The sequence below is a fragment of the uncultured Candidatus Thioglobus sp. genome (genome assembly GCF_963981275.1).
In the GTDB taxonomy this organism is placed as follows: Bacteria; Pseudomonadota; Gammaproteobacteria; order PS1; family Pseudothioglobaceae; genus Thioglobus_A.
Genome location: NZ_CAXCCZ010000002.1, coordinates 56,012 through 72,949, shown reverse-complemented (window position 1 = coordinate 72,949; position 16,938 = coordinate 56,012). Strand labels below are relative to the sequence as shown.

Genomic DNA, 16,938 nt, shown 5'->3' with positions numbered 1-16,938 from the left:
TTTCTGGTAAAGATGTGCAGCCTTTTTTGCAAGGGCAATTTTCTAATGATATTAATGCCTTAGAAGAGGGTGTGGTGCAGATCAATGCTTACTGTCAGCACCAGGGTAAGATTATTGCGCTGGTTTGGGTAATGAAAAAATCTGATGATTTTTATGTGTCTTTGCCGAGTGATTTAGCAGATGTTGTAACCAAGCGTCTTAGTATGTTTAAGATGATGTCAGATGTTGTTATTACTGACGTGTCTGATGAAATAACTCAGCTTGGTTTGCTTGAGGGTGACAGGCAAGGCCTGTCACCTTTTAAGTTAAACGCTCATCAATCTATTGCTTTGGTTAGTGATGTTAGTGGCATTAACTTTTCAAGTGGTGAAGTTTGGGAGCAGGCTTGTATTGCAAATGAAGTGCCGGAAGTGTTCTTGGCAACGAGTGAAAAATTCGTGCCACAAATGCTTAATTTGGATATTGATGAGGTGGGGGTGAGCTTTACTAAGGGTTGTTACCCTGGGCAGGAAGTGGTGGCGCGCCTACATTATTTGGGAAAATCAAAGCGTCGAATGCGTGCGTTTGAGTGTAATGAAAAAGTGGAGGTGGGCGATGCGCTAATTGTAACGGGCTCTACTTCTACTAAAGCTTCCGGTATGGTGGTGCGTTGTGTAAAATTAGATTCAAAATCTTTATGTTTGGCGACGGTTGAACTGGCTTATGAAGATGATGAAATAACACTAAATAACGTCCAACTTACTAGGATTCATAATGACTAAAATATTATTTCTACTAACCTTATTGCCGCTGTCTGCTTTTGCTAGCAGTGACCCTGTAACTCAGCTTGATTTAACCAATCATTGGGCGGGTTATTTTGCGTTGGTATTGTTTGTACTGGCGTATATTTTGGTGATGGTGGAAGAGTTTACTCACTTTAGAAAATCCAAACCTGTGATTTTAGTTGCTGGTGTGATTTGGGGTTTGATTGGTTGGGTCTATGCTTCACAAGGAATTGATCATTCAGCAGAAGTGGCTTTACGCCATAATTTACTCGAATATGCAGAGCTGTTTTTATTCTTACTCGTTGCCATGACCTACATTGAAGCCATGAAAGAAAGGCAAGTATTTGAGAGTTTGAAGGCTTGGTTAGTTTCAAAAGGCTTTACCTTTAGGCAGCTTTTTTGGATGACTGGATTTTTGGCATTTTTTATCTCACCGATTGCAGACAACTTAACAACAGCGCTCATCATGGGTGCAGTGGTGTTGGCGGTGGGCTCGAGCAATCCACGTTTTGTTTCAATCGCGATGATCAATATTGTGGTGGCTGCTAATGCTGGTGGCGCATTTAGTCCATTTGGCGATATCACTACGTTAATGGTTTGGCAAAAAGGTTTGGTAGAATTTTCTGAATTCTTTGTGCTATTCATCCCATCTCTTATTAACTTTATTATTCCTGCAGCTATTATGCATTTTGCTATTCAAAATGAAAAAGCTACTTCTTCCGGTGAAGTGGTTAATATCAAGATAGGCGGATTGATTAGTGTTGTACTATTCATATTGACAATTGTTACGGCAGTAAGCTTCCATAACTTCCTGCATTTACCACCAGCGATGGGCATGATGTTGGGTTTGAGCTACCTAATGGTGGCCGCATTCTTTATTCGTAAAATTGAAAAGCGCACCCAAGAAGATGCCTTTGATGTGTTTAGAAAAGTTGCTGGTGCCGAGTGGGATACACTATTATTCTTCTTTGGTGTTATCGTTAGTGTTGGTGGACTTGGTTTCATGGGCTACTTGGCCATGACATCAGAGATGATGTACGCCACACTGGGCGCAACTTACGCCAATATCTTGGTTGGCTTGTTATCTGCCGTGGTGGATAACATTCCGGTGATGTTTGCAGTGTTAACCATGAACCCTGAAATGTCGTTGGATCAGTGGCTATTAGTAACGCTAACTGCTGGTGTCGGTGGTAGTTTGTTATCAGTTGGCTCTGCTGCTGGTGTGGCACTTATGGGTCAATCAAAAGGCTTATACACCTTTGGCTCACACCTTAAGTGGATGCCGGTGATTGCACTGGGGTACGCAGCCAGTATTGTGACTCACATGTGGATGAGCGACATTCCATTTGGATAATATCTTATTAATTGATATTGGAAATACTGCTGTTAAATGGACGTTTAATGGCGAATATCATTCTGTTTTAACCGTCAACTTCAAACTTGATTTGTTGCCAAAGGCAGACCAAGTATTTGCGAGTTGTGTAGGTGATCAGTCTTTGTTGAGTGGCTTAAACAATGTTGTGTTTGCTACCTCATTTGATCAGTTTCAATCGTTTAAATCTGCTTATGACACACCTCAAGATTTAGGTGTGGATCGATTTTTAACCATGATTGGCGCTATGCACCATTACCCAGATCAAAATATTTTTCTGATTGATGCAGGCAGTGCGCTAACGTTTGATTTGGTACTTGCTAATGGCAAGCATCAGGGCGGGCTAATTATGCCGGGTTTGGGAGTTTTACGTCGAAGTTTTGAAAAGTTTTCTAGTAGTTCTAAACACTTGGTATTAGAAATGAATGCAGATAATACCAGCGATGCTTGGGAATACGGCACTGCACAGATGTTAATGAGTGTGATTAATCAGCAAATTGAGAGTCGTCTTGAGCAATATGGTGATTTGAAAATCTTGCTAACAGGTGGTGACGCTAAGGTAATTAACTATCGCCTTGCTCATCCGGTTGAAATTCAGCCGCATTTAGTTCTTGATGGGCTTGCGCTTTACGCACAAGCGTAGATAGCCTTGGTATAATGCATCTTTATTAATTTAACGCTACAATCAATGCAAGACAATCGAGTTTTATCCGGTATGCGACCAACAGGTCAGCTACATTTGGGCCATTATCATGGTGTTTTAAAAAATTGGCTTGAGCTTCAAAATGAGTATGACTCTTACTTTTTTGTGGCAGATTGGCACGCCTTTACTACGCATTACTCAGACAAAATAGATCTTGAAACGAATGTCATGGAAATGGTGGTTGATTGGTTAGCTGCAGGTGTTAATCCAAATACAGCCACAATTTTTGTTCAGTCAAAAGTGCCTGAGCATGCTGAGTTGCACCTGCTATTATCCATGACTACACCACTTTCTTGGTTAGAGCGTGTGCCGTCTTACAAAGATCAGCAACTTAAGCTTAAAACCAAAGATTTGGGGACGTATGGATTCTTAGGTTATCCGTTATTACAAAGTGCTGATATCTTGATTTACAAAGCTGGACTGGTGCCAGTTGGTGAAGATCAGGTGGCTCATATTGAGCTGACACGTGAAGTAGCCAGACGCTTTAACCATATCTATGGTCGAGAAGTTGGCTTTGAAGATAAAGCAGAGGCGGCGATTGGCAAGATGGGTAAAAAACAAGCTAAGTTGTTCCGTTCATTGCGTAAAGCTTATCAAGAAACCGGCGATGATGAAGCCATGGTTAAGGCTCAAGCACTCTTACAAGATCAGCAAAATATTAGGCTAAGTGATCGTGAGCGCCTAGCAGGCTATATTGAAGGTACGGGAAAAATTATTCTGCCAGAGCCTGAATCCTTACTGACTAAAGCCTCAAAAATGCCGGGTTTAGATGGGCAGAAAATGAGTAAATCTTATGGCAATACAATCTCTCTTAGAGATACTGCCGAGGATATCGAAACCAAAATTAAACGCATGCCAACAGATCCTGCTCGTATTAAGCTTACCGATGCCGGTGATCCAAACAAGTGCCCTGTATGGCAATTGCACCAGGTATATTCAGATGCACAAACATGTGACTGGGTAGTTGATAGTTGTGTCAATGCTAAAATGGGTTGTGTGGCATGTAAGCAGCCAGTAATTGAGTCAATTCAGGCGGAGTTGCTGCCAATGCAAGAGCGTATTGCCAAGTATCAAGCAGACCCAGACCTAATCAAACAGATTATTCATGAAGGGTCTGATAAAGCGCGAGGTGTTGCTCAAGAAACGATGGCAGAAGTGAGAGAATCAATGGGTATTACATACTAATTATGGCTGAAAGACTACAAAAATTAATCGCAACTGCTGGCTACGGCTCGCGTCGTTGGGCAGAAAGACTTATTGAGCAAGGGCGTATTGAAGTTAACAATAAAACAGCGCAAATTGGCGATAAGTGTGAGATTACTGATAAGGTAAAAATTGACGGCAGAAGTATTGATCTTGAGCGCTATCAAGAAGAGGAAACCAAGGTGCTTATTTTAAATAAGCAGGCCGGCGTAATTTGTTCTAATAAAGATGACGAAGGGCGTAAGAGTGTCTATAGTTTACTGCCTAAAGAGTCTCGCTGGGTGATGGTGGGCCGTCTAGATCTTAACACTTCGGGTTTGTTGTTGTTTACAAACAATGGTGATTTAGCTAATAAGCTCATGCATCCAAGCTCACAGATCGATCGTGAATACGCTGTTCGTGTGCTGGGTCAGGTTGAGAGTGAAGATATCCAAAAGCTAACCACCGGTATCGAGCTGGAAGATGGTATAGCAAAATTTAATCGCGTAACTATTGGGGGTGGCGAAGGGGCAAATCGTTGGTACAAAGTTGTACTAAAAGAGGGGCGTAAGCGTGAAGTAAGACGCCTTTGGGAGTCTTTAGGCTTTAAAGTTTCGCGCTTAATCCGCATTCGCTTTGGTGAAATTCGTTTGCCTGAAAATCTTAAAGCCAATCAATACGACTATTTAAAGCCGGGGCAAGTTAAGTTATTACTCAATTCTGTTAAACTTTAATTATAAAAACTTGATTTAAATCAAGTTTTATTGTTAGAATACTCTTGTTAATAAAAAAAAAAGAGGGTGTAATTATGATCATGAACGAGCTGAACAATGATGTTGTTTTTTATATGAGTGTTATGATGGTTGTTTTGACTGTTGCTGTTGGTATTGTTTTTGGTGTTGCCAAAGCAAAAATCAAGCCTTAGTTTTTAAAACGACCAAAACAGTTTTCGTTGTACATTTGCATTGGCTAAGATTTTCTTGGGCAGGATCGTACTAAATCCCGATAATTTTAAATTTATTTCTAGATTGTTGACTTAGGTCAATTATTTGAAAAGATTCTATTGATAGAATACTCCTGTTATTAACTATTAAATAAGAGGGGTTAGCTATGATTATGAACGAACTTAATACCGATACGGTTTTTTATATGAGCCTACTAATGGTCGCATTGGCCATTGTTAGTTTTATTATTTTTGTGATTGGCAGAAGATTTAAATACTTTAGAAAATAACCCTCTAAACCCTCTCTAAACTTATGTTATTTTCTTGTTAGTTACAACAAGAGGATTGATTATGCCCATGAATGAATTGAATACCGACGGGGTGTTTTGGATAGCGCTGCTTTTTGTTGTATCTTCTGTTGCTTTGGCGATTTATTTAAAGCTTTATTTATCCTCAAAAAAATAGCCTAATTTCTGATTCAACTCTTAATTTTCGTTTTCAAAAAACCAAGCCTATCACGTATAATGGTGCTTTTTAGTTTTTAAACTTTTAAGCATCAATGTCTGATTATAAACCCACCTTAAACCTACCTGCCACTAAGTTTGCAATGAAAGCAAATCTTGCAAATCGTGAAGGCGGATTTTTAAAAAAATGGCAAGATGATGATCTGTATGCTCAAATCCGAGCGCATAATCAAGGAAAGCCTCAATTTATACTTCACGACGGCCCTCCTTATGCAAACGGCGATATTCACATCGGCCATGCTGTTAATAAAGTTTTAAAAGATATTATTGTTAAATCAAAATCTTTGTCAGGATTTGATGCGCCTTATGTACCAGGTTGGGATTGTCACGGCTTACCAATTGAGTTAAATGTTGAGAAGAAAAAAGGTAAGGTTGGGGTTAAGATTGATGCGAATGCGTTTAGAGCAGAATGTCGCAAATATGCTGATGTTCAAGTTGCTAAGCAAAAGCTTGATTTTCAGCGTTTAGGTATTTTAGGAGATTGGAACAATCCCTACCTAACTAAAGATTTCCAATACGAAGCAGACATTGTTCGAGCTTTGGGCAAAATCGTTGATAACGGGCATGTTTCTAAAGGTTACAAGCCGGTGCACTGGTGTACGGAGTGTGGCTCAGCTTTGGCAGAGGCCGAGGTTGAATATAAAGATAAGCAATCAGACGCCATTGACGTTAAGTTTAGACTTATTGACGATGCTATTTTTAAAGTCGATAAGCCAGTGTTTGTGGTCATTTGGACAACAACTCCTTGGACGCTACCTGCCAATGAGGCTGTTGCATTGCACCCTGAGCTTAACTATGTATTAGCTGACACTGGGGATGAGTATTTATTATTAGCGCAAGATTTAGCAGAAGAAGCTCTGCTACGCTATGAACTGGCGTCAAATATTGCTAGCAATATATTTTCAGGCAGTGAGCTCGAAGGTTTGAAAGCGCAACATCCATTTTACGATAAACAAGTGCCAATTATTTTGGGTGATCATGTCACTACAGATGCGGGTACGGGCGCTGTTCATACGGCACCTGCTCATGGCCAAGAAGATTTTGTAGTTGGCAAGCAATACGATTTACCGGTTAATTGTCCGGTAGATGGCCGCGGCGTGTTTTTTGAAGATACTGAGCTATTAGCAGGTCAGTTTATTTTTAAAGCCAATGCCAGTGTTTTGGAGATTTTAAAATCTCATAACGCCCTAGTAAAGCATGAGCCATTAGTGCACTCTTACCCGCATTGCTGGCGCCACAAAACTCCAGTTATTTTCAGAGCAACACCACAATGGTTTGTCTCAATGCAAGATAACGGCTTGCGAGATGCGGTTAATGCACAAATTCCTAAGGTTGATTGGATTCCAGATTGGGGTAAGAAGCGTATCGAGCTAATGGTGGGTAATCGTCCTGATTGGTGTATCTCTCGTCAACGCTTTTGGGGTGTGCCAATCACCTTGTTTACACATAAACAGACGGGTGAATTACACCCTAATACACAAGCATTATTTGTTGAAATTTCAGCCATGATTGAACAAGGCGGAATCGAAGCTTGGTTTAATACAGATATTCAAGATTTGCTAGGTGCAGATGCTCAAGACTATGAAAAGGCCACCGATACGCTAGATGTTTGGTTTGATTCTGGTGTTAGTCATTTTGCAGTGCTTAAGGCAAGAGATGGTCTATCTGACGTTGCTGATTTATATTTAGAAGGCTCTGATCAGCATCGTGGATGGTTCCAGTCATCGCTTATTTCTTCAGTAGCCATTAATGGTAAGGCGCCTTATAAACAAGTATTAACCCATGGCTTTACCGTTGATAAAGACGGCAAAAAAATGAGCAAATCATTAGGCAATGTTATGAGCCCACAAAAGGTAGTGAACAATCTAGGTGCTGATATTTTGCGCTTGTGGATTGCTTCTACAGATTACACAGGAGAGATGACGGTTTCTGATGAAATTCTTAAGCGTTCAGCAGACTCGTACCGACGTATTCGTAATACCATGCGCTTTATGTTGGCCAATACCAGTGGCTTTAATCCTAACCAGCATGTTGTAAAGTTTGACGATATGCTTGATTTGGATAAGTGGATTGTTTCTAAAACAGTAGAGTTGCAGTCACAAATTTTAGAAGCTTATGAACACTATAATTTCCACCATGTTGTGCAGCTTATCTTAAATTTTTGTAGCAATGATTTGGGTGGGTTTTATCTAGATGTTATTAAGGATAGACAATACACTACACAAGAAGATTCCAGAGCAAGACGCAGTGCGCAAACGGCACTAAACCATATTCTTGAGGCAATGGTTAGGTGGCTATCCCCAGTGTTATCATTTACTGCTGAAGAAATTTGGCAAAACATGCCAAGTGAAAAGTCCAATAGTATTTTTCTAAATGAATGGTATCAAGGCTTGTCTGCTGGGTATGAGAATACCGCAATCGATACTGCTAGAAATATCAACCCATTTATTCGCAAACAAATGGAGCAAATGCGTGGCGACAAGATTATTGGTTCATCACTCGATGCAGAGGTAGATTTGTATTGTGATGAATCAACCTATCAAGCTTTGAGCCAGCTGGCTGACGAGCTAAGATTTGTGTTTATTACCTCTGATGCGCGTATTCATCCATTAGATGATAAAACCAGCGACTGTATCGAAGCAGGCGACGGTGTGTTTGTTAAGGTGAGTAAGTCAGAGCACGAGAAATGTGTGCGCTGTTGGCATCACCGCCAGGATGTTGGCCATAATACCGAGCATGTTGAGTTGTGTGGCCGTTGCGTTGAGAATGTAGCCGGTCGTGGTGAGCGCAGAGAGTTTGCCTGATGAAAACACTGCAGCTTGATTTAGGGGTTAAATCTTATCCGATCTATATCGGTCAGGCGCTATTGTCTCAAGCAGAATTACTTACCCAGCATATTACTGGTAAGCAGGTGATGATTGTCACCAATACAACAGTTGCGCCATTATATTTAGAGCAAGTTAAATCATTATTGGCTTCGTTTAATGTTGCTGAAGTGCTATTACCTGATGGCGAGCAATACAAAAATCTAGATACGGTTAACTTGATTTTTGATGCATTATTAGAGAATCGATTTGATCGATCATGCACGCTAATCGCCCTAGGTGGCGGTGTTGTTGGAGATATGACTGGCTTTGCTGCGAGTAGTTATCAGCGCGGTGTAAATTTTATTCAAATCCCGACTACCTTGCTTTCTCAAGTCGATTCGAGTGTCGGTGGTAAAACCGGGGTTAATCATCCATTAGGCAAAAACATGATTGGTGCTTTTTATCAGCCAAAATGTGTGCTAATTGATGTTGATACGCTGGACACCTTGGATGATAGGCAATATTCTGCCGGCATGGCTGAGGTAATTAAATATGGTCTACTAGGTAATCTTGATTTTTTAACATTTTTGCAAGATAACATTCAAGGTTTAATGCGTAGAGATAAGGCTTTAATTACGCAATCGGTGTACCAATCTTGTGAGGACAAGGCTAATATTGTTGCTCAGGATGAGTTAGAATCAGGCAAAAGAGCGTTGTTAAATTTAGGTCATACCTTTGGCCATGCAATTGAAAATACACTGGGTTATGGTGTGTTTTTACACGGTGAAGCGATTTCAGTAGGCATGTTGATGGCGGCAAAATTATCCCAAATAGTGGGTGATTTAAATCAACAAGCTGTGGCCCAAGTTCAAGATTTATTAGAAAAATCTAATTTACCGATCAGTGTAGACGGTAAAATTAGCGCTTCTGAGTTCTTGTCAGCCATGAGTGTTGACAAGAAAGTGATCGATGGCAGTATTCGACTTGTTTTAATGAAGCGATTAGGTGAGGCTTATATTAGCGATTCATATCAAAAAGAGCAGTTAGATCAGGTAATTGGGGATTTTTGTTAACCACAACACAAAGGTAAAAAATGACAGACAATAAACAAAAACCAGAAGCAGTAAATGACGACGAGGTAATGATTACGTCGAGTATTTCTGAATTGGAAAAAATGCTTGAAAATGCAGATAAGCGTACTGATTCAAAATTTGAGCGTATGTTCTTACCTGCTTTGGCTGTTTTTAGTGCGATTATCATGGGATTCTTCATTGTTATTTATTCCATTACCAATGACATGACGCGTCTAGCGAATTCTATGGATCCAAATATGGGTGGCAACATGTCATCAATGGTTAATAGTATTGATAAGCTTGCGACTAATGTTGATCAAATGACGACTTCCGTGGCACAAATGCAAAAAAGCTTCTCCCGTGTGGAAAAAGACATGGATATCATTGCACTTAAGCTTAACTCACTAGACTCTATTGCTGTGGATTTAACTCAAGTTAGTGTGAAGATGGACTCATTGGAGCCAATGTTAATTAACATGGAAGAGATGAACAAAAACATGACAACTATGCAAGACTCTATGCAGTGGATGCAGCGTGATTTGAACATGTTGCGATCTTCATTCTCTAAGCCACTCAGAATCTTTAATAAGATTCCAATGCTATAGTTATGTCGCTATCTGAAGAGCAAGTTACACAAATTGCTTATTTAGCGCGCTTAACGTTAAGTGATGCTGAATTAAAAGACAACACAAAAGATTTAAATGCTATTTTGGGTTTAGCGGAGCAGTTGGGCGCTATTGAAACAGATGATATTGAGCCAATGGCACACCCATTACACATGACTCAACGCTTGCGAGCAGATGTAGTTACAGAGCAAGATCATTCTGATTTATTCCAATCTATTGCACCCAAGACAGGTAACAAGCATTATTTAGTGCCAACCGTTATCGAATAATATGAGTATTCATACCCAAACTATAGCCCAGCTTGCGCAAGGCTTAAAAGACAAAGAGTTTTCATCAGTTGAGTTAACTCAGCATTATTTAAAGCGCATTCAGCAGTCTGATCTAAATGCTTTTATTACGGTTACAGATGAGTTAGCCATGGCGCAAGCTCAAGCGGCAGATGAAAAAATTGCCAAGGGTGCTGGTAGCATCTTGACTGGCATCCCTTATGCACATAAAGATATTTTCTGCACACAAGGGGTTAAGACTTCCGCCGGCTCTAAAATGCTAGACAACTTTATTGCACCTTATGATGCAACAGTCTCTCATCAATTAAATCAAGCAGATACTGTCATGCTTGGCAAAGTTAACATGGATGAATTTGCCATGGGCTCAAGCAATGAAAACTCTTTTTATGGCGCGGTTAAAAATCCGTGGAACACTGACAAGATTCCAGGTGGATCGTCAGGTGGTTCAGCGGCAGCTGTTGCCGGCGGGTTAAGTTGTTTTGCAACGGGTACGGATACTGGTGGCTCTATTCGTCAACCTGCCAGCTTGTGTGGTATTACTGGATTAAAGCCCACTTATGGACGTGTTTCTAGATACGGCATGATTGCTTACGCCTCAAGCCTTGATCAGGCGGGGCCAATGACAAAAACTGCAGAAGATGCAGCTATTGTTTTAAATGCAATGGCAGGTTTTGATGAAAAAGACTCCACTTCTGCTGAGCAAGCTGTGCCTGATTACACAGCGAATTTAAATGATTCAGTCAAAGGGCTAACCATTGGTCTACCTAAAGAGTTTTTCTCTGAAGGTTTAGATGATGAAGTGGCCACTCAAGTGATGAATGCGGTGAAAGAATTTGAAGCCATGGGCGCAACTGTGAAAGAGATTTCACTACCTAATTCTGCCTACGCCATTCCAACTTATTATATTGTTGCACCGTGTGAATGTTCATCAAACTTATCGCGCTTAGATGGTGTGCGTTATGGATACCGTTGTGACAATCCTAAGGATTTAGAAGATTTGTATTTGCGCTCGCGCTCAGAAGGTTTTGGCGCAGAAGTTAAACGCCGAATTATGATTGGTGCGTATGCGCTATCAGCAGGATACTATGACGCGTACTATTTAAAAGCACAAAAGACCCGTCACTTAATTAGTGAAGACTTTAAAAAGGCCTTTAATGAGGTGGATGTAATTATGGGCCCAGTATCACCAACAACAGCATTTGACTTGGGTTCAGTTAAAGATCCGGTTTCAATGTATTTGGCTGATATTTATACACTGAGTGCTAACCTAGCAGGCCTTCCAGGGATGAGTATTCCAGCCGGGTTTTCAAATAAATTGCCGGTTGGCTTACAATTAATTGGCAACTATTGGTCTGAGTCAAAACTGCTTAATATTGCACACCAATTCCAACTACAAACTAATTGGCACCAACAAATGCCACAGGAGAATTAGCATGGAGTGGGAAACAGTTATTGGCCTTGAGATTCATGCGCAGTTAAGCACTAAATCTAAGATTTTTTCATCTGCCTCTACTGAATTTGGTCAAGCGCCTAATTCTCAAGCATGTGCAGTTGACTTGGGTCTTCCAGGTGTATTACCTGTATTAAATGTAGAGGCTGTAAATAAAGCTATTAAATTCGGCCTAGCGGTAAATGCACATATAAATCAACGTAATATTTTTGATCGTAAAAATTACTTTTACCCAGACTTACCAAAAGGTTACCAAATTTCACAGATGGACCTGCCAATTGTGGGTGAAGGGGAAATTGAAATTACCGTGGGTGATAACACCAAAGTAGTTGGTGTTACACGTGCTCATTTAGAAGAAGACGCGGGCAAGTCAGTCCATGATATGTTTAATGAATATACTGCGGTAGATCTTAACCGTGCTGGCACGCCACTGCTTGAAATAGTTTCTGAACCAGATATGCGTAGCGCTAAAGAGGCAGTTGCCTATGCCAAAAAAATCCATGCACTGGTTCAATATATTGGTATTTGTGATGGCAATATGCAAGAGGGATCTTTCCGTTGTGATGCCAACGTATCACTCCGCCCAATGGGCCAGGAAAAGCTAGGTACGCGAGCGGAGCTCAAAAATATAAACTCCTTTAAATTTTTAGAGCGCGCGATTAATCTTGAAGTTGAGCGTCAGCAAGACATCCTTGAAGAGGGTGGTCAAGTGGTGCAAGAAACACGTTTGTATGATGCTGTTAAACACGAAACTCGCTCTATGCGCTCAAAAGAAGAAGCGAATGACTACCGTTATTTCCCAGACCCAGACTTGCTACCGGTTGAGATTACAGATGAGCTAATGGCCTTAATAAAGTCCAGCTTACCTGAGCTTCCTGTTGAGAAAAAAGCGCGTTTTATAGCTGAGCTGGGTTTAAACGAATATGATGCAGATGTACTCACATCGCAAAAATCATTAGCTGATTATTTTGAAATTATGCTCAAGAACAACCAAGATAACGCCAAACTTTGCGCTAATTGGGTGATGGGAGAGTTGTCTGCCATGTTGAATAAAAACCAGTTAGAGATTGAGCAGTCGTTAGTATCTGCACAGGATTTGTCGCAACTAATCGTACGTATTGGTGATGACACTATTTCTGGAAAAATTGCCAAAGATGTGTTTAAGGCGATGTGGGAAGGTGAAGGCTCTGCCGATCAAATTATTGAATCAAAAGGTTTAAAGCAAATGACTGATACGGGAGCTATTGAAGCGATTGTTGATGAAATTATTGCGAATAATTCCCCTCAAGTTGAGCAGTTTAAATCTGGCAATGAAAAAATTCTAGGGTTTTTTGTTGGCCAGGCAATGAAAGTCACGCAGGGAAAAGCCAATCCAAAACTACTCAATCAATTACTTAGAGATAAACTCAGTTAGAAAATGTTGAATTTTGCCAAGCTTGGCAGTGAATTTTCAACAAAGGTACAAACTCAGCCACTGGATCAGCCGTTTTTAATTCATAAAAATACCCAGCTTTATGCTGACTTGGGGCTGGTGTTGACTGATTCTGAACTGTTAAAGATTACTTCTGGTGAGGAAAAATTTGAACAGATAGAGCCTATCGCCAGTATTTATGCAGGCCATCAGTTTGGCCACTTCAACCCGCAATTAGGCGACGGACGTTCATGTTTAATTGGTCAAATAGAATCCAACGCTCCAGGTTCCAAAAGGGGCTATCAAGAATTATCACTCAAGGGTGCAGGTCCTACTCCATACTCTCGACAAGCAGATGGTCGAGCAGTCTTACGCTCTTCGATTCGTGAGTATTTGTGTTCAGCAGCCATGCAAGGGTTGAATATTTCCACCACACAAGCGCTAAGTTTAGTAGGTAGTTCAACAGAGGTTTATCGAGAAAATCTAGAAACAGCCGCTATTGTTATGCGTGTAGCACCAACACATATTCGTTTTGGTCATTTTGAATTATTTGCATCACGCGGGCAAATTGTACAAGTTAAAAAATTGGCCGATTTTGTTATTGAACAGCATTTTCCTGAGCTCCAAGGTGCGAAGGTGTATGAAAATTTTTTCTTAGAAGTGGTTAAGCGTACAGCGGTTATGATCGCTTCATGGCAGGCACAAGGCTTTGCACACGGAGTGATGAATACCGACAATATGTCCATATTAGGCTTGACTATGGATTATGGCCCATTTGGATTTTTAGAAACGTACGATACTTCATTTGTTTGTAATCATTCGGATCATGAAGGGCGTTATGCATTTGATCAACAGCCCAGTATTGGATTGTGGAACTTAACGCGTTTGGCTGACGCCTTGTCTAGTCTAATTGACACCAAGCAAGCTAAAGCTATTTTGCAAACTTATGAGCAGCAGCTAATCAAATCTTACTCGATGCTAATGCGACAAAAATTTGGACTCACTCAGCAACATGAGGGCGATCATCAATTGATTAATCAGTTTCTTGAGTTATTGCGAATACACAAAAAAGATTACACTAACTCTCTAAGGGGCTTGGCAGATCTTGAAAAATTATCAGCAGATGATAATTTTTCAAGTTGGCTGGTATTGTATGATCAGCGCCTTGCTGAGGAAAAAATTGAGCATAGGGTTGAGCTTATGAATAGTGTTAATCCAAAGTTTATTTTGCGTAATTATCTTGCAGAAGAGGCCATTCGAGAAGCTGAAGATCGAAAGTGTTATGATAAAATTTCTACTCTATTTAATTTACTGAGTAGTCCATTTGAGGCGCATTTAGGTTTTGAAAGCTATACCCAAGAGGCACCAAAGTGGGCTCAAGGTTTGAGTGTTAGCTGCTCTTCGTAACTTGAATTAAATCAATCCAACTAGTGCATAAGCCCAGTATTGAATGAACTTAGTAATGGGCAAAATAACTGTTTGAAAGACGCCTAAAAATAACAACCCTAGCAAAATAAACAGACCGTATGGCTCTAGCTGATCATACTGGTATGAAAATTTGGATGGTAATAATGAGCTAACCACGCGACCCCCATCAAGCGGTGGCAAGGGCAGTAGGTTTAACACCGCAAGCAGTAAGTTTATCTGAATGCCGACTTGCGCCATATCTGCTAAGAATTGTGATCCAGTATTCATGGCGATAAAAACAACAATAAGCCAGCCAGCTGCCATTATAAAATTACTCACCGGCCCGGCAATAGCCACCCAAAGCATATCCTGTTTTGGTGATCGAAGTGCACTGAAATTAACCGGCACAGGTTTGGCCCAACCAAAAACAAAGCCCGCTGTAAAATATAAAAAAGCCGGCACCACAATGGTGCCAACTAGATCAATATGCTTAATGGGATTGAGCGTTAGTCTGCCCATCATACGAGCACTATGATCTCCTAATAAAGAGGCAACCCAGCCGTGAGCAGTTTCATGCACAGTGATGGCAAACAACACAGGAATGGCATAAATTAATAGTGTCTGAATATCAATCATAATAAGGTCGCTCGGGTAAAATTAGCATAATTATTTAAAAGCACCAATTCATTTTATATGAAAACCACACAACTGTTAATTCCAACGCAAAAAGAAGCGCCGAATGATGCGCAAATTATCTCGCACCAATTAATGATCCGGTCCGGCCTTATTTCTAAGCTGGCTTCAGGCTTGTATTCGTATTTGCCCATGGGTGTAAGAGTGCTTAAAAAAGTTGAAAATATCATTCGTGAAGAAATGGATAAATCAGGCTCTCAAGAGGTGTTAATGCCAGTAACACAACCGGCAGAGCTTTGGCAAGAATCAGGCCGTTGGCACGAATATGGTCCAGAATTATTACGTTTTAATGATCGCCATGGCCGTGATTTTTGCCTAGGCCCGACACATGAAGAAGTTATTACCAATTTAGCCGCTCAGTATATTCGTAGTTATAAGCAGTTGCCAATGAGTTTTTACCAAGTTCAAACTAAATTCAGGGATGAAATTCGCCCTCGATTTGGCGTGATGCGCTCACGTGAATTTATCATGAAAGATGCCTATTCCTTTCATTTAGATCAGGATTCATTGCAACAAACATACGATTTAATGCACCAAACCTATTGTCGTATTTTTGATCGTCTAGGGCTTGATTATCGACCTGTGTTGGCAGATTCTGGCTCTATTGGTGGTGATGCTTCTCATGAGTTTCATGTGTTAGCGGATAGTGGCGAAGATGCAATTTGTTTTTCTGATGAATCGGGTTATGCCGCTAATATTGAAAAAGTTGCTTTTACCAAGCAAGCCCAAACTTGCACACCAACAGCACAACAAGAATCTGTTTTAACTAAGAAAAAAACCAGTATTGAACAAGTCTCTGAATTTTTGAAAGTAGAGCGTTCTCAGTGCATTAAAACATTAATTGTTAAAACAGCAGGCGGATTTAAGGCATTAGCCCTTCGCGGCGATCATGAGTTAAACGAAATTAAAGCGCATAATTTATTGGGTGAATTTGAACTGGCAACCGATGAAGAAATTAAGTCATTAGGCCTTAAAAAAGGATTTATTGGCATCAAAGGCTTAAGCATTGAGCTAATAGCTGACTATTCGGCCAGTATTTTATGTGATTTTGTTTGTGGTGCTAATGAGTGGGATCAGCATTTAATTGGCGCTAATTGGCAAGGTGTTGAGTTTGTTGAAGCTGATTTGCGTAATGCGCTTGAAGGTGATGAGTCTCCAGATGGACAAGGAAAATTAGTGATCAAACGTGGCATTGAAGTGGGCCATATTTTTCAATTGGGCGATAAGTATTCTAAAGCTATGAAAGCTAACGTGATTGGCGAATCTGGCAAAGCGGTAACCACCACTATGGGCTGTTACGGTATCGGAGTTACGCGTGTGATTGCAGCAGCTATTGAGCAAAATTATGATGATCGTGGTATTATTTTTCCCGAAGCCATTGCGCCGTTCCAAGTGGTCATCGTACCGATTAATTACAACAAATCAACTCGAGTGAAAGACTTGGCCGATAGTTTATATCAACAGTGTCTAGAAGCGGGCATTGAGGTGTTACTAGATGACCGTAAAGAGCGAGCTGGTATTATGTTTGCAGATTCTGAATTGTTAGGCATTCCACATAGAATGGTGCTGAGTGATACGCATGCAGATAATGGCAATGTTGAGTACAAGGCGAGAAATCGTGCTGATAAAATTGAAGTTGTCTACAGTGAGGCTTTGAGTTTTATTCAGTCTAAGTTAGCTTAATACTGAAGGATAT

At 40.5% G+C, this 16,938-nt stretch carries 15 protein-coding genes; 14 read left to right on the top strand and 1 reads right to left on the bottom strand.

All coding sequences use genetic code 11. The features are described from left to right. The 13 genes from ABNR88_RS00770 to ABNR88_RS00710 form a co-directional block, all read left to right on the top strand. On the top strand, positions 1–761 hold a 761-nt coding region (locus ABNR88_RS00770; RefSeq protein ID WP_348669785.1), incomplete at its 5' end, for a folate-binding protein YgfZ. Next, positions 754–2,118, top strand: a complete 1,365-nt coding sequence (gene nhaD / locus ABNR88_RS00765; protein ID WP_348669783.1) for a sodium:proton antiporter NhaD — start codon at positions 754–756, stop codon at positions 2,116–2,118. The genes ABNR88_RS00770 and nhaD, both read left to right, overlap by 8 nt. Beyond that, positions 2,111–2,779 carry a type III pantothenate kinase gene (locus tag ABNR88_RS00760; RefSeq protein WP_291928246.1) on the top strand — a complete coding sequence of 223 codons (669 nt, stop codon included), beginning with the start codon at positions 2,111–2,113 and terminating at the stop codon, positions 2,777–2,779. Before nhaD ends, ABNR88_RS00760 begins: the two co-directional genes overlap by 8 nt. Before the next feature lie 45 nt (positions 2,780–2,824). Next, on the top strand, positions 2,825–4,024 hold the full coding sequence (locus tag ABNR88_RS00755; protein ID WP_291928243.1) for a tryptophan--tRNA ligase: 1,200 nt from the start codon (positions 2,825–2,827) through the stop codon (positions 4,022–4,024). 2 nt (positions 4,025–4,026) lie between these two features. After that, positions 4,027–4,755, top strand: coding sequence for a pseudouridine synthase (locus ABNR88_RS00750; protein WP_291928240.1), 729 nt, complete (start codon positions 4,027–4,029; stop codon positions 4,753–4,755). Between the two features lie 376 nt (positions 4,756–5,131). After that, a complete protein-coding gene (locus ABNR88_RS00745) occupies positions 5,132–5,254 on the top strand; it encodes a hypothetical protein (RefSeq protein WP_291928237.1) in 123 nt (40 codons plus the stop codon). Positions 5,255–5,523: 269 nt separating this feature from the next. After that, complete coding sequence (gene ileS / locus ABNR88_RS00740) at positions 5,524–8,292, top strand: isoleucine--tRNA ligase (RefSeq protein ID WP_348669781.1); 2,769 nt, start codon at positions 5,524–5,526, stop codon at positions 8,290–8,292. Continuing rightward, entirely contained in the window at positions 8,292–9,368 is a 1,077-nt protein-coding gene (gene aroB, locus ABNR88_RS00735; RefSeq protein WP_291928232.1) for a 3-dehydroquinate synthase, read from the top strand. Before ileS ends, aroB begins: the two co-directional genes overlap by 1 nt. A gap of 20 nt (positions 9,369–9,388) precedes the next feature. Further along, the gene (locus ABNR88_RS00730; RefSeq protein WP_291928229.1) at positions 9,389–9,973 is read left to right on the top strand and encodes a hypothetical protein; all 585 of its coding nucleotides are present in this window, start codon (positions 9,389–9,391) and stop codon (positions 9,971–9,973) included. Positions 9,974–9,975: 2 nt separating this feature from the next. Then, positions 9,976–10,263, top strand: coding sequence for an Asp-tRNA(Asn)/Glu-tRNA(Gln) amidotransferase subunit GatC (gene gatC / locus ABNR88_RS00725; protein WP_291928226.1), 288 nt, complete (start codon positions 9,976–9,978; stop codon positions 10,261–10,263). Positions 10,264–10,270: 7 nt separating this feature from the next. Further along, a complete protein-coding gene (gatA, locus tag ABNR88_RS00720; protein ID WP_291928251.1) occupies positions 10,271–11,713 on the top strand; it encodes an Asp-tRNA(Asn)/Glu-tRNA(Gln) amidotransferase subunit GatA in 1,443 nt (480 codons plus the stop codon). A gap of 1 nt (position 11,714) precedes the next feature. Then, entirely contained in the window at positions 11,715–13,145 is a 1,431-nt protein-coding gene (gene gatB, locus ABNR88_RS00715; protein ID WP_291928223.1) for an Asp-tRNA(Asn)/Glu-tRNA(Gln) amidotransferase subunit GatB, read from the top strand. A gap of 3 nt (positions 13,146–13,148) precedes the next feature. Continuing rightward, entirely contained in the window at positions 13,149–14,549 is a 1,401-nt protein-coding gene (locus tag ABNR88_RS00710) for a protein adenylyltransferase SelO (RefSeq protein WP_348669778.1), read from the top strand. Between the two features lie 6 nt (positions 14,550–14,555). Here the strand turns inward: ABNR88_RS00710 and ABNR88_RS00705 are convergent, their stop codons facing one another. After that, entirely contained in the window at positions 14,556–15,185 is a 630-nt protein-coding gene (locus tag ABNR88_RS00705) for a site-2 protease family protein (RefSeq protein ID WP_291928218.1), read from the bottom strand. A 57-nt stretch (positions 15,186–15,242) separates the two neighbouring features. On the opposite strand from ABNR88_RS00705, the gene ABNR88_RS00700 reads away from it, so the two are divergent. After that, positions 15,243–16,925: a proline--tRNA ligase gene (locus ABNR88_RS00700; RefSeq protein ID WP_291928215.1), complete on the top strand. Its 1,683-nt coding sequence runs from the start codon at positions 15,243–15,245 to the stop codon at positions 16,923–16,925. Positions 16,926–16,938 lie beyond the last annotated feature (13 nt).

Coding starts and splice junctions, on each gene's coding strand:
- nhaD (WP_348669783.1), top strand. CDS start 754: ATGACTAAAATATTATTTCTACTAACCTTATTGCCGCTGTCTGCTTTT.
- ABNR88_RS00755 (WP_291928243.1), top strand. CDS start 2,825: ATGCAAGACAATCGAGTTTTATCCGGTATGCGACCAACAGGTCAGCTA.
- ABNR88_RS00750 (WP_291928240.1), top strand. CDS start 4,027: ATGGCTGAAAGACTACAAAAATTAATCGCAACTGCTGGCTACGGCTCG.
- ABNR88_RS00745 (WP_291928237.1), top strand. CDS start 5,132: ATGATTATGAACGAACTTAATACCGATACGGTTTTTTATATGAGCCTA.
- ileS (WP_348669781.1), top strand. CDS start 5,524: ATGTCTGATTATAAACCCACCTTAAACCTACCTGCCACTAAGTTTGCA.
- aroB (WP_291928232.1), top strand. CDS start 8,292: ATGAAAACACTGCAGCTTGATTTAGGGGTTAAATCTTATCCGATCTAT.
- ABNR88_RS00730 (WP_291928229.1), top strand. CDS start 9,389: ATGACAGACAATAAACAAAAACCAGAAGCAGTAAATGACGACGAGGTA.
- gatC (WP_291928226.1), top strand. CDS start 9,976: ATGTCGCTATCTGAAGAGCAAGTTACACAAATTGCTTATTTAGCGCGC.
- gatB (WP_291928223.1), top strand. CDS start 11,715: ATGGAGTGGGAAACAGTTATTGGCCTTGAGATTCATGCGCAGTTAAGC.
- ABNR88_RS00710 (WP_348669778.1), top strand. CDS start 13,149: ATGTTGAATTTTGCCAAGCTTGGCAGTGAATTTTCAACAAAGGTACAA.
- ABNR88_RS00705 (WP_291928218.1), bottom strand. CDS start 15,185: ATGATTGATATTCAGACACTATTAATTTATGCCATTCCTGTGTTGTTT.
- ABNR88_RS00700 (WP_291928215.1), top strand. CDS start 15,243: ATGAAAACCACACAACTGTTAATTCCAACGCAAAAAGAAGCGCCGAAT.